This is a genomic window from Nitrospirota bacterium, from assembly GCA_040754395.1.
GTDB lineage: Bacteria > Nitrospirota > Thermodesulfovibrionia > Thermodesulfovibrionales > SM23-35 > JBFMCL01.
Map to the genome: position 1 here is coordinate 96,975 of JBFMCL010000003.1, position 19,107 is coordinate 116,081.

The window sequence follows — 19,107 nt, forward strand, 5'->3', positions numbered from 1 at the left end:
TTTAAAGTCAAGAAAAATGTTTTATTGCATAGATATTACAGCTTTTTCTGAAACTAATGCTTCGACTTTTTGCTCCCTCCCTGCTATACTTTTTTCAGGAGGTGCGCCATGCGGTACATTTACTACATCATTATAATATTCCTTGGATTATCAGCAGTGATCGGATACGAACTGAGGAGCAGGGATAAAGTATCAAAAGATGCCGCCATCATTATCAACGACAGAACCATACCCGTTGAAGAATTCAACCGTCTTTACTCCACAAAACCGCCTGACATGAGGGAGAAAAGTGATTTCATCAACTCCCTGATCACAAAAGAACTCCTTTTGCAGGAATCGAGGAAAACAGGGATAGACAGGGAAGAATCCTTCAGGAGGTCAATACAGAACTACTACGAGCAGTCCCTGATAAAACTGCTCATCGACAGGAAATTCGCCACTATGCACATTGAACTCGATGAGAATGAATTCAACAGATATATGTCCCATATCAACAGGAGACTGCATGTAACGATCTTCACGTTCAAAACTCTGGAAGAGGCCAGACGGGGGGGTTACAGAGAAGAGGAACGAAAAACCATCTCCTTTGGTGACCTTGCCAAAGACATGCGGGAACATCTTACCGAACTCAGGGAGGGAGAAACCTCCGAACCGGTAAAGATGGGAGATTCATACGTTGCAGTAAGGCTTGACAGGGCAGAAATCATCCCCGGAGAAATGCCGTCGGACACCGAGCGGGAGATGATCAGGAAGATGTTGCTTAATGAGAAGAAAGAGAAGGCGATAAACGACTGGATCGCTGACCTCAGAAACAGGGCGTCGGTAAAAATACTGATAAACGAGGGGGAACAGGGGGAGAAATGAAAAGAACATGGAGGAGGAGAAACTACTTTATAAAAAAAGAACTTCAGGGGAAATACATCTTCAGTTTTTTCATCTTCGTAGTTCTCGGCGGCATTATCTTTACGCTGATCTTCAGCATGCTTTCTGCCAACACGCTGACGATTGTGTATGATAATTACAGCCTCCAGATAGGCAAAACACCCTTAATCCTCCTGAAAGAGATTCTCAGCGCGCACTGGATATTCATCATTACAGCCGGCCTGGGTGTTGTTATTGTCTCGATGTTCCTTACCCACCGTTTTGCCGGCCCGATGTACCGGTTCGAAAAATCCCTGGAGGAAATGAACGCCGGAAATCTGAATTTTCACATCAGGTTGAGGAAAAAGGATGAGGGAAAGGAACTGGCCGCAATGATAAACCGGCTGATCGACACGCTTTCTGCAAATATCAATGAAATACGCCATTTGACGGGCGAGATTGAACGTTCCGCTTCAGAAGCATCACAAGCTCTCAGCAGGAGTGAACAGTGCAGGGAAGCAACAGCCGAAATAGACAAGGTGCGGGATTCGGCAAAAAGGATCAGGGACATACTATCCCATTTCACAACAAAGAATAATGCATAGGTATGCAGGCAATCCTTTTAAAGGTATTTCTTGTCTGCGTTATTGTCCTGCTGACATCCTCAGGAGCATCGGGCACTGAACTGAAGTCGCGGTTCACGACCGTTGTCTACGAGAATGAAGAACAGTTAAGAAGATTCAATAAGGAAATCTATCTCGGAAGCCTCTCCTATCTTCTCAGAAATAAAAAAAGCATTACCGTTGGTGAAGAAGTCAAAAATAAGCTGGATATCCTTGTCGAGAGGGTGGAATCAATCCTCGAGATGTTTCCGCAGGAAGTCAGATTCACAGTGATGCTTCTTTCCTCGGATAAGGACGTGCAGAAGATATACAGGGCAAAATTCGGAAAAGACGTTGAATATATCGCGTTCTATTCCCCAAAGGACAGAACGATATTCGTTTCAGTAAGAGATGTGGATACCGGCATCCTCGCGCATGAAATTGCACATGTTATCATAGATTTGTACTATGGAATATCGACTCCCACAAAGATCCATGAAGTGCTTGCGCAGTATGTCGAAAAACACCTCATGGATTAGGGAATGAAGAACCCTTTCCAACGGCCAGATACCTTCTCAGTATTACTTACGGAGCTGACGGGCTTGCAGGACTCAGAGTTCCGCCTCCTGGTGCACCGCCGGGCAGACCGATCTCAACAGGAGTAAGACCTCCAGCCAACGCAGGACTGTATCCAAGCCCTGTTTCGAGAATCTCTGCCACAGCCCCCGGATCTATTCCGGCCTCTATGGCACAGCGCGAGCAGACATCAGAAGTTGTGCCCGCCTCCAGTGCACCGGTAATGATCTGTTCAAGGCTGCCTTCTGCCTCAATCCCGCATTTGACCACCAAACATGCATCATGGCCCATCAGAATGCAGGTCTTCACCACTTCCTTCGTATTCAGACCTTCGGAGATCGCATTCTTTACCACCTTGCAGATGTCCTTGTTTTCATTAAATTTCCTGGCAAGGACATCCCTCAGCGTTTCTTCGGCACCGAGAGATCCTGCGTAAAAGGTGGAAAGCGCCAGCATGACAGCCGCAAGAAATGTTATTGTTGTTCTTATCTTCATTTTGCCTCCTGCTTTTGTTATATCAGAATAAAAAAGACTATGTCAAAAAAATATTTGCAAAAAGCATACCCGAAACCGGACACCTCCATTTGCCAGATAATTTCCATGAGTATTGAATTAATATTATTTTTAAATAACTTATATTATTGCTGCAACTAAGTTCTCCATAACCGTCTGACTGCAGACAATACAGGACAAAAAATCGTCAGCATGCCGCCGTAAAATGTCATTACGGAGTCCCCGGGGTCAGGACACAGACAACTCCACATCTTTCTGCGTTTTTGATGTATGATAGAAAGCAGACAATGCTCAAAAAATTGACGACATTGACACTGGTTTTTTGCGTTCTGGCAGTTGCTGACTTCTCTTATGCAGGGAAAGTTAAGGTGATCACAAGCATCGCACCCCTTGCTGACTTTGCGAGGCAGGTCGGACAAGAACGGGCAGAGGTAATACTGCTGCTTCCCCCGGGTGCAAGTCCCCATGTATATGAACCCACTCCAAAGACACTGCGCTATGCTGCCGAGGCCCGTATTTTCATCAAGATCGGGGCCGGCCTGGAGTTCTGGGCTGAAAAAATAATAAAGTCGGTGGAGAACAAAAAAATCATCATCGTTGATTCCTCTTCCGGTGTTCAGCTGATAGGATCATATGATACCGCACATCGTCACGGTTCCTCAGGCAATGATCCCCATATCTGGCTTGACCCGCAGATCGCGATGGATATTATCAGAAAAATCGAGGAGGCATTCATCCGCGCAGACCCCACCGGTGCTGAGTACTACAGAAAGAATGCGGCGATATATCGGGAGGCTCTTTCCAGACTCGATAGAGAGATATCTGCACGGGTCGGAGCTTTCAGGACAAAAGAATATGTCACATTCCATCCGGCCTGGAACTATTTCTCGCGGAGATACGGCCTCAGGGTAGCAGGAGTTATCGAGGAGGCTCCGGGAAAGGAGCCGGGTCCGAAACATATCGCCCATATTATCAAAGAAATCAGACGCATAGGGAGCAAAGTGGTATTTGTCGAACCTCAGTTTAATCCCAAGATCGCAAAGGTAATCGCAAAAGACAGCGGAGCAAAAACTCTGTATCTCGATCCAATCGGAGGCCAGTTGGGCAGGGAGACGTACATTGATATGATGAGATATAATATTGCGGTCATGGAAAGTGTCATGAAATAATTGAAAAGGATGTGCATATTCCTTCCTTTTTCCCCATGCGAAAAGAAAGGTTTGCACAGGTCCTCTGTAGATAATTACCAGACAGTAACAAAGGCATCTCCTGAATTCCCGGATTCAGGCCCCTGAAGAGTGTTGATGAAATCTGTCGATATACAGAATCTTACGGTAAAAATGAATGGCCGTGAAGTCCTTTCCGGGATCAACCTCTCCCTGAATGAAGGCATTTTTCTCGGGATTGTCGGTCCGAACGGCGGTGGCAAGACCACGCTTCTCAGAGCAATCCTTGGCTTGATAAAGCCGATATCCGGGATGATTCTTATCTTCGGCAGAAGTCCGGAAGACGTACTGAAAAACAACGGCAGCATGTTCGGGTATCTTCCCCAGATTTCCAAGACATCTCCTGACTTTCCCATCAGAACTGTCGATCTGGTCATGATGGGGAGATACAGCAGGGTCGGCATGCTGCGGTGGCCCCGGGAAGCGGACAGGAGGAAAGCGCTGGAATACATGTCGATGATGGGGATTGAGGACCTGCAGCATGTGCCGTTCGGCGAACTCTCCGGCGGACAGCAGCAACGGGCTTCAATCGCACGCGCACTTGCGGGCGAACCGAGGATTCTGGTCATGGATGAACCGAATACCGGTATCGATGTCATCGGTCAGGGAGACTTTTACCATCTCCTGAAAGGTCTCCAGAAAAAATTCAACCTCACCATCCTCATGGCATCACATGACATAGGTACCATCCCGGCATATATTGACGAAATCGCATGCCTCAATTACACGTTCCACTATCAGGGGAACCCCATCGGAGCCCTCAATGAGACAGTCCTTACCTCCCTGTACGGCAAGAACGTTGACCTCCTCCAGCATACGGACATCTGCGAGAAGTGCGAACGGCTGCGGAGGGCGTAAGAAGGCGATGGTCGAATTTCTCAGTTCATCCTTCATGCAGAAAGCCCTCTTCACAGGGGTCATCGTCAGTCTGCTGTCAGGCATTGTGTCAGTCTTCGTCGTCCTCCGCAAGATGTCGTTCATCGGCGCGGGCATCTCCCATGCCGCGTTCGGCGGAGTGGCGGTTGGGTTCTTTACAGGCATCAATCCCCTCATTACCGCAATCGGGTATGCTATTGCAGTCGCCCTCGGCATCGAATTTGTCAGCAGACGGGGGAAGGTATCGGAGGACGCCTCAATCGGGATATTCTTTGCGAGCTCGATGGCTCTCGGAATCGTGCTGATCAGTCTCTCAAAAGAGTATACCGTCGACCTCTTTGGCTATCTTTTCGGAAGCATACTCGCAATTACCGCAGACGAGGTAATCCTCTCCTCGGTGATTGCCGTGCTTGTTGTCGGTGTTATCCTGCTGTTTCTTAAAGAATTGTATATGACAACATATAATGAGGAGATTGCCCGCGTGAGCGGCATCCCGGTAAGGGCTGTCAATACTCTTTTTCTGGTGTTTCTTTCGGTCTCGATCGTCGTGACCATGAAAATCGTGGGCATTATTCTCGTCTCAGCGCTGCTTGTCATCCCGGGAGCGACGGCTCAGCTGTTTGCAAAGAACCTGTATTTCATGATGATGCTGTCGTGCGGAGTAGCAGTCTTTTCAACAGTGCTGGGCCTTTTTCTTTCCTATCAGTTCGATATGGCCCCCGGCGGCAGTATTGTGCTGACAGCTACGGCAGTCTTCATGTGCGCGCTGCTCATCAAGAGAAAGCGGTAAGATTTTCTGATATATGGGGGAGCCCCTCTATCGCGCGAACCTATCACCCCGTGACATGTTGCCATACAAGAACTGCGGCGTTTTCCACATTGCAATTTTTACGGCAGGCAATCACGCCCGATGATGAAAAAGGTCACTCTCCGGATTTCCTTAGGGGATGACCTTATTCAGCGGATATTCGACAATGCCTGACGCACCTGCCATCTTCAGCTTCGGGATGAGTTCACGGACAAGTTTCTCGTTGATCATTACCTCGAGTGCATACCATCCCTCATCAGACAATGCTGATATGGTAGGAGAATGCATAGCGGAAAGAAGGCTCATCACTCTTTTCAGGGATTTTGCGGGCACATTCATTTTGAGCCCGACTTTTTCCTCGGCAGCGAGTGCGCCTTTCAGCAGCAGAACGATATTCTCCATCTTCTGCTGTTTCCACTTGTCCTGCCAGGCCTTTCTGTTGGAGATAAACCGCGTGCTTGACTGAAGGATGGTATCGATGATTCTGAGGTTGTTGGCTCTCAGTGACGTCCCCGTTTCAGTAAGTTCCACGATCGCATCGGCAAGATGCGGCGGTTTCACCTCTGTTGCTCCCCAGGAAAAATCCACGTCCGCCTTTACCCCTTTAGCCCTGAGATATCTTTTCGTGAACCCGACAAGTTCGGTTGCAATGCGCTTCCCCCTGAGGTCCTTAACAGTCCTGATTTTGGAATCATTCGGGACTGCAATGACCCACTTTACCGGCCGCAGCCCCTCTTTTGCATAAATCAGTTCGGCAACCTCTTGAACGGACACATTCTGCTCCATTATCCAGTCCTTGCCGGTGAGCCCGCAGTCGAGAATCCCGGCCTCGACATAGCCTGCCATCTCCTGTGCCCTGATCAGCATCGCCTCGATTTCCATGTCATCGAATGACGGATAATAAGACCTGGTTGAAATGGTGATATGGTAACCAGCCTTTCTGAAGAGCTTCAATGTTGATTCCTGAAGGCTTCCCTTCGGGAGCCCGAGTTTTAAGATCTTGCCCATGCTTCCACCTTTCAAAATAAGTGATTCTATCCCTGTGATATAATGAAATTATACTTTAGCATATTGCTCTTGCCGATACAACCGGATTGAGAAATAGTACATACACCAAGATACATGAACTGCCCCGAAGCGTATCTGCGAGGAAATTTTTCTGCTGACATGGATATAACACCTTTATCGCACATTATCAGGGAGGGCCTGTATTCCCCGCGCATCTGCAATCTGCCCGGTTCCTCTGCCGCTCTTTTTCTCGCGCTTTGCAGGGAGCCCTTTGTTGCGCTCGAACCTACCGAAGAACGTGCGGAAGATCTCTGCAGAGACATCAATTTCTTCAGGGACATGCTGCAACGCGCGCATGTCATTCTCCTTCCGGAGCCGGACGGGCCGTCCCTCGCAGGAGAGAGGGCAAAGGCCGTGTTTTCCCTCGGGGAAAATGACTCTCTTGTCAGCTCGGCCAGGAACTTTTCATCACCAATCTGGTCGAAGCAGGGGATACAGGAAAATGCGATTCCGCTGAGAAAGGGTCAAGAGATACACAGAGAGGATATTGAATACAGGCTCCGCGAGATAGGGTATGCGAGTGTTCCTCTTGTTTCTGAAAAAGGGGAATACAGCCGGCGCGGATGGCTCCTGGATATCTTCTCCTCCACCGGAAAATCTCCTGTGAGAATCGAATTCTTCGGCGACTGTATCGAAAGTATCAGGTCCTTTGACATTGCTACCCAGAGATCAACCGATGATATTTCCGAGGTACTGATCTTTCCGGCAAAGGAACCGGCTTCAGGAATCCCCCTGTCCGGACTGATGAAGGGAGCAAAGCATTTTATCTCTGATACTGTGCAGGAACAGGACAGGTTTCCTGCAGATGCGGTGTTTTTTTCACGATTCTCCGTCAAAGGGTCAGGGTATGATTCCGGCGCGATTCCGATAAGAGGACATGGCATCATGCATGAAGAGAGAAAGTCTCTTGAGGATTTCCCTTCGGGTATCGCAAAACTTCAGAGGGAAAACAGGATAGCGATCATCGCCTCATCGACAGGTCAGGCAGACCGGCTTAGGGATACTCTGAGCGCGGGCGGCATAACTGCTCCGCTCATAGACAGGGAAGACATCATCTCATACCGGGGCAAAGTTTCAGTAACACTCGGCAGCCTTTCGGAAGGGCTCTTTTTCCCCGGATTCATGATGCTTACCGAGAAAGAGATCTTCGGCGGGAGACCCCGGCACAGATCGCTCAGGAAATCAAAGGTTTCAAAGCTTCTGACCTCGCTTGACGACCTCAGGCCGGGCGACTTCGTCGTGCATAAGGACCACGGCATAGGGAGGTTTCACGGACTGCTGCAGCAGGCCACTGAAGGCGTTGCCGAAGAGCTCATGCTCATAGAGTATGAAGGAGGACGGTTATATCTGCCTCTCCAGGGAATCAACAGGATAGCGAAGTACCACACCGAGGAAGGCATCGTGCCGAAGGTTGACAGGCTCGGCGGAAAAACCTGGCACAAGACGAAAGAGCGGGCAAGGAAAAAGATTCATGACATGGCTGAGAAGCTCATCTCTCTCTACGCCGAAAGAGAACTGCACAAGGGATTTTGTTTCAGCCGGGATACGGAACTTCACCGTGAGTTCGACAGTTTCTTCCCCTATGAGGCGACGCCGGATCAGCTCAGCGCGATTGAAGACATTAAAAAGGATATGGAATCAAAAAGGCCGATGGACAGACTCGTATGCGGAGATGTCGGGTACGGCAAGACAGAAGTCGCCATGCGGGCAGCGTTCAAGGCGGTATATGACGGGAGGCAGGTTGCGGTACTCGTTCCGACCACCATTCTCTGCGAACAGCATTACCGGACATTCATAACCAGGTTCTCTGCATTTCCTGTCAGCATCGACTACCTCAGCAGGTTCAAGTCCGCGCGCGAACAGAAGAAGACGCTCAGTGCCGTATCACAGGGCAATATAGATATCATAATCGGCACTCATGCACTTCTCGGCAGCAGGGTACGCTTTCATAATCTCGGCCTGCTTGTGATCGATGAGGAGCACAGGTTCGGGGTGAGGCAGAAAGAAAAGATCAAGGAACTCAGGAAAGGCATTGACATCATCACCCTGACCGCAACACCCATCCCGAGAACGCTGCACATGGCGCTTTCCAGCATACGGGACATGAGCGTGATTGAAACACCCCCGGAGGAGAGACTTGCCGTGAAAAGCACCGTTTCGGTATTCGACGAGGCCCTGATCAGGGACTGCATTGCAAAGGAAATGGAACGGCACGGGCAGGTCTTCTTCGTGCATAACAGGATAAAGGATATCTATAAGCTCGCCGGTTATGTCGCGAAACTGCTGCCGCCTGTCAGGATGGCGGTTGCGCACGGACAGATGAGCGAACGGGAGCTCGAGAAGGTAATGCACGCCTTCTATGCACAGGAAACGGATGTGCTTGTATCAACAGCGATTATAGGGTCCGGACTCGATATCCCTTCAGCAAACACCATACTTGTCAACAGGGCTGATATGATGGGGCTCGCAGATCTGTACCAGCTTCGGGGACGTGTCGGGAGAGGGAATACAAGGGCATTTGCCTATTTCCTTATTCCGGGCGAGGATATTGTCACTGAAGAGGCAAAGAAAAGGCTGCAGGCGATTCAGGAGATGAGTTACCTTGGCGCGGGATTCAGGCTGGCCCTGAAGGATCTCGAAATCAGGGGAGCCGGGAATCTTCTCGGCGCTGAACAGTCAGGACACATCCATGCACTGGGGTTTGACCTGTACATGGAGATGCTCGAAAACGCAGTGGCTGAACTGAAAGGCCTCCCGGTCGAGGAAGAGTTTGAGACGTCAATCAAATTAGCAGTTGAAGCTTATATCCCTGAGAGTTACACGGAGGACATCACGCTGCGGCTGAGCCTCTACAGAAGAATCGGTTCCGCAAGATCAGAAGAGGAGATCATCTCTATCGGGGAAGAAATGAAGGACAGGTTCGGACCTGTGCCTGAAGAGGTCAGGAACCTTCTCTTCGTGATGAAACTGAAAATCCTCGCACGGGAGCTGCGCGTGACCAGAATACAGGACAATCGTGGAAGGATACGCATTCTCTTCTCACCTGACACAGGAATCGAACCCAAAGACATCTTCATGCTCAGGGAGAAAACGCAGGCCCGGATGAGGTTCCTTCCGGACGGGTTCGAGATCGATGCGCAGAACCTTTCATGGACAGAAACATATGACACCATTTCCGGTCTGCTGAAAGAACTGCTGACGGCTCCCTCTTTACTTGTCTGACCTTTTCTGATACTTTTAATAAGATCCCATGCTGTATCCAAGGAGACAAAAATGAAAAAAGCGTGTGCTGGTATGCTTTTTTTTCTGCTCATGCTCTGTGCATGTGCAAGCGTATCGGAAGAGGACAAGAAAAATGCGGCCTATCACTATCAGTTAGGGGTTTCGTATCTGAACGACAACAACATCCAGCCTGCGTTTGTCGAGTTTCAGAAGGCATTGAAGCTCAACCACAAGGACAAGGAAATTTACCACGCCCTGGGTGTCATATATCTCACAAAGCTGGAAGATTACCCGAAGGCAATCGAACACTTTGAAGAAGCCCTCGATCTCGATGAAAGCTATTCAGAGGCCTCAAACAACCTCGGCAATGCATACGCCAAAATGGGCAGATACCATGAGGCTATTAAGGCATACAAGACTGCGCTTTTGAACCCTCAGTATCAGAACGCTTCCATGGCGTTAAACAACCTTGGCATGGTATACTACAGACTTTCCCAATTTGATGAGGCGCTCGATGCATTCAAAGAGGCGCTGAAGCGGTATTCGAACTTTTATGTCCCGTATTACGGGTTAGCCCTCTGTTACAATGCCAAGGGGCAGTACGGCGATGCTTCCTACGCGCTGACGCGTGCATTATCGCTTGACCCTCTGTACAGGGGGAATAAGGAAAAAGCGATAGAAGACCTCAAGGAAAGAAAACTGAGGGCACGGGGCATCGAGGAAAAAGACATCGCTGATTATCTGGACATCATCAAATATTAGGAGTCAATATCGGGGCGTAGCGCAGCCTGGTGTAGCGCACCTGCCTTGGGAGCAGGGGGTCGGAGGTTCAAATCCTCTCGCCCCGACCAAATAAATCTCAATAAATCAATGGGTTGTATTACAGAAGTTTACATAATCAGTGTCCCTGGACTGTCCCCAGAAATTAGTCGGAAAGTTACTTTTGAATTTTGCTTATGTTTTAATCTCAAGAAATCGGAAAGGCTTAAACACAGATTCTGGCGAACACTATGACTCAGAGATACTTCGATGAGTTTTTTTCACATTCACTTCACAAAACGCTCCGAAATTTCAATCTTCTTCATAAGGTAGTCGAGCATGTAGTTGTAGTCATTTCTAATATATTTATCTATGATAGAGATAATGGAATTAGCCCTTTCCCTTGACCTTTCCTCTTCCTTTGTTACAGTTTGTGCTATCTTTCGGTATTCTTCTATAACTATTGAGACATCTTCCGTGCTTTTACAGTGCCCAGCCATTATATATGCCTCAAGTGCTTTCCCATAATTATCATCCATAAAACCAATACCTGCACACGCAGCTCTGATATAATCAACCACTTCTTGTGATGAAACTTTACGATTTATATATCTTTTATACAAATCAGGATTTGCCGCTTTCAATGCAATAAGTGTTGCCAGGAATAGCGGAAATAAATGATTGTTTGCCGGTGTTGTTTTCAGAACCAAACAGAACTGAGAAAAGCATTGCTCTTGTATCCTAAGGCTTAGGTTGAAGCCTTGTGACAGAGCAATAAAAGTATTTAATAATTGCTCGCTTTCATATGATGCGTCTCTTGTTGCTCTTTTACGAAAATACTCCCCGAATTGGAATCTCTGATAGAGAAAAGTGCAGAAGTCATGCGTAGAAGCCACGGGAAGAAGGTATTCCAAATCAATGAACCTTCTAAGATAACCATCAACGTTCATGCCTGGACCATATAAAGCTCTAATAGAGTGGCCAAGTTGATCCTTGTCAAGCGTTAAAACAAAGACAATGCCTGTAATATTGAAAAGATGTTTTATTCTTTCCAGCAGTTCAACTGCATATGGTGGACGGCAGCGATCGAGTTCATCGATAAAGAAAACCAATGGTTTCTGTTCGGCAGACTCATTGACAGAAATTTCCCTTACGAACATCTCAAGAGTTGTTCGGAATTCCTGTATCGATAATTTATCAGTTTCATATTGATCGATTTTCTCTTGAGCAACCTTTTCAGTGAATTCAGAAAGGCTTTTTTCTGTGAATTCCTCCAGATCAAGTACCCCTGCCGTACCGATCTTTAGCGTTACAGGTATTAGCTTTCTTGCAATATAACTTCCAATCTTCTTTGTTTTTTCAAAGTATTCTTTAGCTGTTGAAGCGCGCTCAGGAGTGAGCTTGAAATGATCAATTCCGGCGTTGATCTCGCCCATAAAGGCAATCAACGGATCAGGAGAGAAATCGCTCTCCCATGCATTAAAGTAAAGACAGGGGTATCCCGAATTCTGGAGATGCTGCTTCCACATTTGAATAAACGTCGTTTTGCCTGTACCCCATCCTGAATCTATTGTGTTTCTGTTGCTGAGACGAGCTCAGTCAGTATCTCTGCGCTTTCAGAGCGCTTCAGAGGATCTTCTTTAAAAGGATCATCTTCATGGATAACAATCGGCGGATTCTTAACAACCATGAGGCCTTTGTATTCCGGCAGGTGTATTCATTATGCCTTAGCGGCCTTCTCCTTCTTGATAGCATCCTCTGTCTGAGCCTTCTTATGTTGTTCATAGATATTGATAAAGTTCACAGGGTCGATATGGAAAGGCGGAAAACCGGCCCGCCGGGTCAGGTCGGCAAGCGACTCCCTGATGTAAGGGAAGACTATCGAGGCGCAATTGATGTGCGCCACTTTCTCAAGCTCCTGCTTCTGAGGCAGCTTATTGAAACTAAACAACCCGGCAGTGGCGATATTGAACGTAAACGGCTGAGTCTTTTTGTCCGAGACAACAGAGACGATGACATTGACCATCTTGTCCCTCTTATCGAAGGAGACATTTATGCCGTAGCCAATCTCAATAGGCTTGTCCTTTTCCGACTTGAAATCAGGATTGAGCGCAAAATGGCTTTCGAGCTGTTTGATTTCGGAAATCTTGAACTTAAGTTCCATATGCTACTCCCTCCACTTTGATTGAATACTCCTTAGTCTTGGTCTTATATCTTTTCAAGGCCTTAAAATCTTCGAAGGTAATCACCTTTTTCTGCATATGCAGAGCTAGCTTTTTTACTTGGTTCTTCTGGATCACATTCAATGTAAACGGGTAAGCATCAAGGATTCTCAGAAGGTTATCCATTCCCTTGCTCTGGCAGACCTGCCTGGATTCATAACGGGCAATCCCTTTGAGGCCGCCGCCAACGATCTCAGCCATTTCTTCCTGTGTTAGGTTAAGCTTGGTCCGGATTCTCTTTATCTCCTCGCCGGTCAACATACCGTCAACCTGGCGCTGAAAGTCTTTCAGGATACGACCGGACTCCTTCAGGGTTGCCTTATCCACTATAGCCTCGCCGCACTCACCACACTTAAAGGTGATATAATTGGGAACGGTCGTGGTCATGTCTTTATATTCAAAGGTTTCGGTTCCTACTTCTTTCCTTAATGTGCCGATGCCACAAACAGGGCATTTCTTGGCTTTCATTTTATTAATCTCCTCCTTCATCTCTTTTCATTTGAATCAATACCGTCTGTGTCTTATTGACGGACAATTGCAGCTTAATGTAGATGTTCTTTTCTTCGTCCTTGAACTTGTAAACATCTTGCCATATCTGGCTGTTATGGTACGATGTCATCGATTTATCAAAATGTTGTGCGCACAGTTTATTGATTACTTCTACAATAGCGTCTTCATCCATATATCCCAGGTCTGCAGCGCCTTTCTGGGCTGTTGCCGTTATAACTCGCGTTGCTTCGCTGCTAAAGAGCTTCTTAAGTTTCTTGAGGTCGCAGTGGGGCTTTCGCTTTTCCATTTGCAAAATTTTAGCATAAATAACGGCATCTTAGTTTTAACCTTTTCCCTGAAGATAAGCCTTCCCATGGATATACTATAGCACATTTAGTATCATTATGATACGAAAATAGCAATTTGTCAAGTGGAGGCTTGAAAAACCTGAATAAGAATGTTACTGCTGGCTATGTGAAGAACATTCAGGGAATTGTTACCCCGGCTCCTCTGCCTTTGCCAACAGTTTACCCAGGTCATAGTGTAGTATTGTCAACGAAGTGAGACACTTCGTCTTTATTCCAGCATGCTCCTGAGGACTTCGTAAGGGGTCTTGCCATTGTGCGCACCATGAGCCCTATGGAGATTGCAGAACGCCTCCCAATATACCAGGAGTTCCCCCAAGAATAGATACCCCAAATCTGTAACAGCAACAAATAAAAGCAAAAAAACAGGTTTCATAAGTGGTCGCAGTTTGTTTTGAGAAAATGGGGGAACTTTATCAATACACCCCTTGACTTTTTTGGCAGGACACATAATAATAAAGTCACTTGGTATTACCATACAGCCTGACTGAGAAATCAGTCAGCAACCGAACAAATTAGGGCGACCACAAATAGTGGTCGCTTTTTATTTTTCTATACGCCAAATCAGTTATATTCTTTTTCAGTGTCAATTTCTTCTTCTTTGCCTGACCTTCTATATCTTCAGATTTTTTCTCTTTAACCTTGCATATTCCTGTCAATATTCACTACATTCAAATATGCCTTCATCGAGAAAAAAGAAACCAAAAACTCATCCCCTTCTTTGGGTTATCGAACCCCTGATGGAAGAGCCGAGTTACTTGGAAAAACCTATGTTTGGATGCCTTGCTGTTTATCTTCACGGGAGGCTTATGCTTGCTCTTGCATCAGGAGAAGAACCCTGGAATGGTTTGTTAATCCCAACGGAACACAAGTTTCATGATGCTATTCGAGAAGAGTTCAAAGATGTAGTTCAGCACTCTGTTCTAAAGAAATGGCTATACTTACCCGAAGCAACAGAAGACTTTGAAGCTGTTGCTTCCGATATTGTTGATGCAATCCGTATGAATGATGAGAGGTTTGGGGCAGAACCGAAAGAAAGGGTTTCTAAGAGAAAAAGAAAACATAACTCATGAAAGATTTGGGGCGGCAAGCTTTTTCAGTGTGCTTCCGTGAAGCCTGTTTACCTTGTCGAGTGCAGACCTGAATGACTTTTCCCTTTTTGAAGTTTCCACAGGAGAGATAATCAGATTCCTGCCGTCAGTAGCAAGTTCAAGAGGAGTATCCAGAGTGACCTTCAGAAGTTCCAGAATCGGCTTGTCGATAATCAGCGCTGCGCTGTTCCCATGCGAAACGAGTTTCTTTATCATACCCACCTCCGTATATACATTGTATTACCATGAGGCAATCTTGTCAAATAACCGAATTGCCTTACACAAAAAAAACGATACGAAAGCGAATCGTTTTCTCAAACAAGCAATCGGTACAAAAAAACTTAGAGAGTGTCTTCTGCAGGGACAGCTACGCGAGGCAGGAATAATGAAGAACCGGAATACCAAGCATCTCCACGGTGCAGTTCTCAAAAAAGTCCTTCTGAAAGAAGCACAAAGGCCTACCATGACCGGCAGGCCTTTTCTATGTCATCGACAGCATGTTACAGAGAAAATGCCTACTTCGCCCCAAGAGCCTTCGCCGCCTTGTTCACATCCTTGGGCTTGACCCAGAGAATGGCGGCATAACGGCGTGAGCCGGCTGTCACGGCATCAATCGCCGTCACATTGATCTTCTTATCGGCCAGTGTCTGGAGAAGGTGAGCAACCGCTCCCTTGCGGTCATTCCCCTGGACAAGAAATCCGACCTTCTGAGGGCGGGTTTTGATCTTTGCAATCCTTGCCGCTTTCTTGAAGAGTGCGACATCTTCCGGAATAAAATCGAGCTGGGCCTTTCTCCCGCTCGGGAACCCGGAGAATGCCAGCAGGTTTACTCCTGCATCTGCCAGCGCTTTCAATATACGCGCTCCTTCACCTGTCCTGTCAGGAACATCCATTGCGAAATACGCAACCTTCCTTATAATGTCCGCCATATCTGCACCTCCTTCTTTTTTTGTACTCTCTCATCTAAAGTCTATTAAATCCGGGGAGATGTTACAACTCTCCGCAATTGCATGCAACTCTCATACGCAATTCTGTTTCAGTTTTTCTGCCTTTCGGTCAGTTCTGCCTCAGTTGTCATCTCCTGCCCTTCCCGCAGGAAGATTATTGAGATCTTATCCCCGGCATGCAGCGATTTCAGAATATCTGAAAGATCCTTCAGTCTGTTGACCTTCATCGTGTTGATGCCAACAATAATATCACCCTCTCTGAGCCCCGCTCTTTCTGCAGGCGAGTCCTGACCAACTCCGGAGACCCTGCTTCCCTGTCCGCTGAATGCAAAATCCGGCATAATCCCAAGGCTCACTTTTCTTTCTTTTTTGATTGCTGTTACCGGGTCTTCAGATTTCTGCACGTTGCTTGTCACCGGCTGGTCGCGGCGGGAAAGATACTCGAGGACCTCCTGAGCAACAGACGCAACTTTCGTCAGCCCCTCAGGATCAATCTTCTCGGCAGTATCCGCAGGCTTGTGGTAATCAGCATGAGGGCCGGTAAAGAACTGTACCGCAGGAACCCCTGCATCCTGAAAACTTTTCTGGTCACTCGAGTCGAGATCTTCTGAAACAGTCTGGACCTCAACACCGGCAACACGCCCGGCTCCCCTGAAGATATGCGCCCATTCACCGGCAGAATCCGACCCGATTACCAGGAGCTTGTTTTTCCCCAGTCTGCCCACTGTATCAAGGTTCAGCATCCCGATGCATTTTTCAGCCGGGTATCTCTTCTGGCTGGCAACATAGTGGCGTGAGCCTTTCTTCCCCTGCTCTTCGCCGGTAAACGCCGCAAAGATTATGTTTCTTTCCGGTGTCAGGCTTTCTCCCAGTATCTGCGCAAGTTCAATCAGCACCGCAACCCCGCTTGCATTGTCATCAGCCCCGTGATATATCCTTGTGCCGTCGGTTATGCCGGAATCGCCTGAGGTTACCCCAAGGTGATCATAATGCGCACCAATAACGACGCTTTGATCTGACCATTCCTGTTTTCTGCCCGGGAGTATTCCGATTATATTTTTCATCTTTACAGGGTGCGACCGGTCGTCAATATCTTCCCATTCCTGGAAATAGCTCCCATTGTCGCCTGCCGGTTCGAGTCCCGCCTCCCTGAACTTTTCCGCGATATATTCAGCTGCGCGGTCGAGTTCCCTTGTCCCTGTTCCGCGTCCTCTGAGCACATCGCCTGCGAGAAATCTGACCGTCTGCATCATCCTTTCAGAAGAGGATGCAGATTCATGGCCTACAAGAGCCTCCCTCCTTCTCAATTCCGCCATCCCGGCCTTTTCGATCCTTCCGTCCTCTCCGGGGATGAATACCGTCATGGGAGAATCCTGCACAGGCCATCTTCCTTTTGCGATGTTTGCGGGTTCGGTACCTGAGAAGCCGAGATAGCTGTATTTGTGGTAATGCGGCAGCTTGCGGATCAGTCCGGGGAGCGCCCCGTGAACATCCGAAGCAATAAACATGAGCGCCATGTCTTTGCGGTGAGGATTTCTTGCAGTCAATACCAGCGAATGGTTTTTGATCGGGAACTCTGCCTGCCCGATGCGCACATGTTCAGGAGTAATATCCATCTCATACCCCAACAGCGCCTCCCTCACCTTATCTATGAAAAGGTTTTCATATCCGATGATCGCAACGGCCCTGTCGTCGGGCAACGCGATAATCTCCGTGTCGAGTTTTGTCTCTACCTCATCCGGTCCCGTATTGCGCAGGCCGTAGGCCAGCTCTCTGTATGCCTGCAGAAGTGCGGCATCAGCGCGTGAAGGGAGAATCGCCAGCATTTTTGCGGCCCCAAGGGCCTGGGTGATTGCCGGAGGAATTTCATCTCGGCCCAGTCTCCTGAACAGGTCGAATTCAGGATCGATGTCAATCCTGAGAGGAAGTGACGGAAGCTTAATGCGGATATCGAGCCGTTTGGCGTCCATGCGCAGAACAGTCTGATATGCCTTATCCTGCCCTTGCAGGGTAACCGCAACAGGAACCTTCAACTGATACACCCTGCCCGGCTGTCTCTGTGTTATCGTGCCGGTGAGCAGATACGCATCATTCTCCCGTTTCACCTTCATATCGCCCGCTGTCAGTTCCGGTGCCCCTGTACCGGTTACCCACTGGTCGAATGCATTGCGCAGATCCCTGCCGGAGACCTGCGCAAAACTCCTCTCCAGCCCGTCAAACGCGGCGAATCCAAACCTGTTTTTTGCGTAGAAATCCCTTATGCCTTCAATAAATACTTTGTCGCCCAACTCCATTCTGAGCATATGGAAAAACATGAGTGACTTGCCGTACCCTATCGCCTCAGAAGATGAACTGTGGCGGGAGCGGAACCCGGTAAGCGGGAAATCCCTGCCTCCTGACACGTAATCGGCATATTTCTGGAGCGTAGTCTGACGGTATTCAGCCCCCTCTCCCTGCTGCTCCTTAAAGAGGTGGTCCGACAGATAGGCGGTCAGTCCTTCCGACCAGTTCCCCTTGCGGTAATCAGGGAAAACGCTGTTCCCCCACCAGTTATGGAGGATTTCATGTGGATATGACGAATTGATGATAAAGGGGAACCGGACGACTTTCGTCCCGAGCAGCGTAAATGAAGGCATTCCGAACCCTGTCTCCCAGAAGTTTTCGACAAGCGCAAATTTCGGGTAAAGATAGGGGCCGATGAGTTTTTCATACATGCGGATATACCTGACCGTCGCATCAAGATATTTTTCCGCAAGCCCTTTCTCGGGGGTTCTCAGGAAAACCATTGCCTCGAGTCTGCCGTCTGATTTCGAATATTCATGAAACCTCGCAGCGATAAGATAAATCTCTTCCTGCGGCTCGGGCGATTCCCAGCGGACAACGGTTTTTATGGGGTCTTTATTATGTGCCGTCCTGCCTCCCTGGCTTACCGCATCCCATTCAGGGGGAAGTTCTGTCCGTAAATCGAACGACACGAAAAATTCCCCTATCACCGGGTACCAGAATGAACTGCCGGCGAGATATACCCCTTCACCGGAAATCATCCCTCTGGTCTGGCTGTACCCCCGTGCCTGTTCTTTTCCAAATTGTTCTATGGGATGGTCAATGGTTCCGCCGTAACTGAGGACAAAGGAATTCATGCCATTGGGCAGACGCACGCGGAAGGATTCAGTGTACCCTGAATGTGTTTCGTCGTTTATTTTTGTCATGTGCACCCCTGCGGTATGCACAAACGGATTAAGCCCTGCATGAAGCGCGAAGGTAAATTCAGGGAGGAGGCTCTCAGGCACGGTTACATTATTTTCTGCAGCAAAACGTTTCTCTTGCGGAGAGAGAGTGACTTTCATTTCATGATGCACCAGGTCTTCTGACGGAGCAAACATGCGGATTTGCACAGCCTGTTCCACCGCGTACAGAAACGACGCGGTCAACAGGAGAAAAAACGGGAGACAAATCACCTGCGCCAAGTGTTTCATGAAAAC

18 protein-coding genes and 1 tRNA gene are annotated in these 19,107 nt (G+C 48.0%); 10 read left to right on the forward strand and 9 right to left on the reverse strand.

Features of this window, described 5'->3' with window-relative positions:
• Positions 1–108 precede the first annotated feature (108 nt).
• Genes AB1552_02620 through AB1552_02630 form a run of 3 tightly spaced genes read left to right on the forward strand, consistent with a single transcriptional unit; the run spans position 109 to position 2,002 of the window.
• On the forward strand, positions 109–864 hold the full coding sequence (locus tag AB1552_02620; GenBank protein ID MEW6052670.1) for a hypothetical protein: 756 nt from the start codon (positions 109–111) through the stop codon (positions 862–864).
• Entirely contained in the window at positions 861–1,466 is a 606-nt protein-coding gene (locus AB1552_02625; protein ID MEW6052671.1) for a methyl-accepting chemotaxis protein, read from the forward strand. Before AB1552_02620 ends, AB1552_02625 begins: the two co-directional genes overlap by 4 nt.
• 2 nt (positions 1,467–1,468) lie before the next feature.
• Positions 1,469–2,002: a hypothetical protein gene (locus tag AB1552_02630; protein ID MEW6052672.1), complete on the forward strand. Its 534-nt coding sequence runs from the start codon at positions 1,469–1,471 to the stop codon at positions 2,000–2,002.
• 46 nt (positions 2,003–2,048) lie between these two features.
• Here the strand turns inward: AB1552_02630 and AB1552_02635 are convergent, their stop codons facing one another.
• A complete protein-coding gene (locus AB1552_02635; protein ID MEW6052673.1) occupies positions 2,049–2,534 on the reverse strand; it encodes a hypothetical protein in 486 nt (161 codons plus the stop codon).
• A 305-nt stretch (positions 2,535–2,839) separates the two neighbouring features.
• Here AB1552_02635 and AB1552_02640 point away from each other — a divergent pair, with 305 nt between their 5' ends.
• From AB1552_02640 to AB1552_02650, 3 genes are all read left to right on the forward strand, one after another.
• Positions 2,840–3,721 (forward strand): metal ABC transporter substrate-binding protein, encoded by an 882-nt coding sequence (locus AB1552_02640; protein ID MEW6052674.1) that lies wholly within the window; start codon positions 2,840–2,842, stop codon positions 3,719–3,721.
• Positions 3,722–3,856: 135 nt separating this feature from the next.
• Entirely contained in the window at positions 3,857–4,636 is a 780-nt protein-coding gene (locus tag AB1552_02645; protein MEW6052675.1) for an ABC transporter ATP-binding protein, read from the forward strand.
• 7 nt (positions 4,637–4,643) lie between these two features.
• Positions 4,644–5,444, forward strand: a complete 801-nt coding sequence (locus AB1552_02650; GenBank protein ID MEW6052676.1) for a metal ABC transporter permease — start codon at positions 4,644–4,646, stop codon at positions 5,442–5,444.
• 150 nt (positions 5,445–5,594) lie between these two features.
• Here the strand turns inward: AB1552_02650 and hisG are convergent, their stop codons facing one another.
• A complete protein-coding gene (hisG, locus tag AB1552_02655) occupies positions 5,595–6,470 on the reverse strand; it encodes an ATP phosphoribosyltransferase (protein ID MEW6052677.1) in 876 nt (291 codons plus the stop codon).
• A gap of 159 nt (positions 6,471–6,629) precedes the next feature.
• Between hisG and mfd the strand changes: the two genes are divergently transcribed.
• The 3 genes from mfd to AB1552_02670 all read left to right on the forward strand — a co-directional run bounded on the left by mfd (position 6,630) and on the right by AB1552_02670 (position 10,603).
• Positions 6,630–9,752 carry a transcription-repair coupling factor gene (gene mfd / locus AB1552_02660; protein MEW6052678.1) on the forward strand — a complete coding sequence of 1,041 codons (3,123 nt, stop codon included), beginning with the start codon at positions 6,630–6,632 and terminating at the stop codon, positions 9,750–9,752.
• Between the two features lie 51 nt (positions 9,753–9,803).
• Positions 9,804–10,514 (forward strand): tetratricopeptide repeat protein, encoded by a 711-nt coding sequence (locus AB1552_02665; GenBank protein ID MEW6052679.1) that lies wholly within the window; start codon positions 9,804–9,806, stop codon positions 10,512–10,514.
• Positions 10,515–10,524: 10 nt separating this feature from the next.
• Positions 10,525–10,603, forward strand: a tRNA-Pro gene (locus tag AB1552_02670).
• A gap of 195 nt (positions 10,604–10,798) precedes the next feature.
• Here AB1552_02670 and AB1552_02675 read toward each other — a convergent pair.
• From AB1552_02675 to AB1552_02690, 4 genes are all read right to left on the reverse strand, one after another.
• Positions 10,799–12,082 (reverse strand): P-loop NTPase fold protein, encoded by a 1,284-nt coding sequence (locus tag AB1552_02675; protein ID MEW6052680.1) that lies wholly within the window; start codon positions 12,080–12,082, stop codon positions 10,799–10,801.
• Between the two features lie 149 nt (positions 12,083–12,231).
• Positions 12,232–12,675: a protein-export chaperone SecB gene (locus AB1552_02680; GenBank protein ID MEW6052681.1), complete on the reverse strand. Its 444-nt coding sequence runs from the start codon at positions 12,673–12,675 to the stop codon at positions 12,232–12,234.
• The gene (locus AB1552_02685; protein ID MEW6052682.1) at positions 12,665–13,201 is read right to left on the reverse strand and encodes a type II toxin-antitoxin system MqsA family antitoxin; all 537 of its coding nucleotides are present in this window, start codon (positions 13,199–13,201) and stop codon (positions 12,665–12,667) included. Before AB1552_02685 ends, AB1552_02680 begins: the two co-directional genes overlap by 11 nt.
• A 4-nt stretch (positions 13,202–13,205) precedes the next feature.
• Positions 13,206–13,529, reverse strand: a complete 324-nt coding sequence (locus tag AB1552_02690; GenBank protein ID MEW6052683.1) for a type II toxin-antitoxin system MqsR family toxin — start codon at positions 13,527–13,529, stop codon at positions 13,206–13,208.
• Between the two features lie 798 nt (positions 13,530–14,327).
• Here AB1552_02690 and AB1552_02695 point away from each other — a divergent pair.
• Positions 14,328–14,660 carry a hypothetical protein gene (locus AB1552_02695; GenBank protein ID MEW6052684.1) on the forward strand — a complete coding sequence of 111 codons (333 nt, stop codon included), beginning with the start codon at positions 14,328–14,330 and terminating at the stop codon, positions 14,658–14,660.
• On the opposite strand, the gene AB1552_02700 is transcribed toward AB1552_02695, so the two are convergent.
• The 3 genes from AB1552_02700 to AB1552_02710 all read right to left on the reverse strand — a co-directional run bounded on the left by AB1552_02700 (position 14,655) and on the right by AB1552_02710 (position 19,101).
• Positions 14,655–14,894 (reverse strand): AbrB/MazE/SpoVT family DNA-binding domain-containing protein, encoded by a 240-nt coding sequence (locus AB1552_02700; GenBank protein ID MEW6052685.1) that lies wholly within the window; start codon positions 14,892–14,894, stop codon positions 14,655–14,657. The genes AB1552_02695 and AB1552_02700 overlap by 6 nt on opposite strands.
• 299 nt (positions 14,895–15,193) lie before the next feature.
• A complete protein-coding gene (locus AB1552_02705; GenBank protein MEW6052686.1) occupies positions 15,194–15,607 on the reverse strand; it encodes a hypothetical protein in 414 nt (137 codons plus the stop codon).
• 107 nt (positions 15,608–15,714) lie between these two features.
• Complete coding sequence (locus tag AB1552_02710) at positions 15,715–19,101, reverse strand: M20/M25/M40 family metallo-hydrolase (GenBank protein ID MEW6052687.1); 3,387 nt, start codon at positions 19,099–19,101, stop codon at positions 15,715–15,717.
• Between the last annotated feature and the right edge of the window lie 6 nt (positions 19,102–19,107).

Excerpts from the sequence above, each read along its gene's own strand:
- AB1552_02620 (MEW6052670.1), top strand. The coding sequence starts at position 109 with ATGCGGTACATTTACTACATCATTATAATATTCCTTGGATTATCAGCA.
- AB1552_02625 (MEW6052671.1), top strand. The coding sequence starts at position 861 with ATGAAAAGAACATGGAGGAGGAGAAACTACTTTATAAAAAAAGAACTT.
- AB1552_02630 (MEW6052672.1), top strand. The coding sequence starts at position 1,469 with ATGCAGGCAATCCTTTTAAAGGTATTTCTTGTCTGCGTTATTGTCCTG.
- AB1552_02635 (MEW6052673.1), bottom strand. The coding sequence starts at position 2,534 with ATGAAGATAAGAACAACAATAACATTTCTTGCGGCTGTCATGCTGGCG.
- AB1552_02640 (MEW6052674.1), top strand. The coding sequence starts at position 2,840 with ATGCTCAAAAAATTGACGACATTGACACTGGTTTTTTGCGTTCTGGCA.
- AB1552_02645 (MEW6052675.1), top strand. The coding sequence starts at position 3,857 with ATGAAATCTGTCGATATACAGAATCTTACGGTAAAAATGAATGGCCGT.
- AB1552_02650 (MEW6052676.1), top strand. The coding sequence starts at position 4,644 with ATGGTCGAATTTCTCAGTTCATCCTTCATGCAGAAAGCCCTCTTCACA.
- hisG (MEW6052677.1), bottom strand. The coding sequence starts at position 6,470 with ATGGGCAAGATCTTAAAACTCGGGCTCCCGAAGGGAAGCCTTCAGGAA.
- mfd (MEW6052678.1), top strand. The coding sequence starts at position 6,630 with ATGGATATAACACCTTTATCGCACATTATCAGGGAGGGCCTGTATTCC.
- AB1552_02665 (MEW6052679.1), top strand. The coding sequence starts at position 9,804 with ATGAAAAAAGCGTGTGCTGGTATGCTTTTTTTTCTGCTCATGCTCTGT.
- AB1552_02680 (MEW6052681.1), bottom strand. The coding sequence starts at position 12,675 with ATGGAACTTAAGTTCAAGATTTCCGAAATCAAACAGCTCGAAAGCCAT.
- AB1552_02685 (MEW6052682.1), bottom strand. The coding sequence starts at position 13,201 with ATGAAAGCCAAGAAATGCCCTGTTTGTGGCATCGGCACATTAAGGAAA.
- AB1552_02690 (MEW6052683.1), bottom strand. The coding sequence starts at position 13,529 with ATGGAAAAGCGAAAGCCCCACTGCGACCTCAAGAAACTTAAGAAGCTC.
- AB1552_02695 (MEW6052684.1), top strand. The coding sequence starts at position 14,328 with ATGGAAGAGCCGAGTTACTTGGAAAAACCTATGTTTGGATGCCTTGCT.
- AB1552_02700 (MEW6052685.1), bottom strand. The coding sequence starts at position 14,894 with ATGATAAAGAAACTCGTTTCGCATGGGAACAGCGCAGCGCTGATTATC.
- AB1552_02705 (MEW6052686.1), bottom strand. The coding sequence starts at position 15,607 with ATGGCGGACATTATAAGGAAGGTTGCGTATTTCGCAATGGATGTTCCT.
- AB1552_02710 (MEW6052687.1), bottom strand. The coding sequence starts at position 19,101 with ATGAAACACTTGGCGCAGGTGATTTGTCTCCCGTTTTTTCTCCTGTTG.